The sequence below is a fragment of the Snodgrassella sp. M0110 genome (assembly GCF_016101465.1).
In the GTDB taxonomy this organism is placed as follows: Bacteria; Pseudomonadota; Gammaproteobacteria; order Burkholderiales; family Neisseriaceae; genus Snodgrassella; species Snodgrassella alvi.
Window position 1 is genome coordinate 1 of the sequence record NZ_JACFQM010000040.1, and the last position, 286, is coordinate 286.

Here is a 286-nt window from a genome sequence, read left to right on the forward strand (position 1 = left end):
CCCTGCCGGACGGACGCACCATCAACAAACTGTATTATGGTTCCGGCCATCTGCACCAGATTAACCTGGACGGTCAGATTATCAGTGACATCGAGCGCGACCACCTGCACCGGGAAACCCTGCGCAGCCAGGGCAAAATGAATACCAGTTTTCAATATGACCGCACCAGCCGCCTGACCGGCAAACAGACCAAACGTCCGGGAGCAGGCATCCTGCCGGATATCATACTGGACCGCAACTACACCTACGACAATCTGGACCGGCTGGTAAGCAAAAAACACAACCG

1 pseudogene is annotated in these 286 nt (G+C 55.2%); it reads left to right on the forward strand.

Going from position 1 to position 286, the window contains the following annotated elements:
* A pseudogene (locus tag H3T84_RS12020) lies at positions 1 to 286 on the forward strand (type IV secretion protein Rhs); the annotation flags it as partial.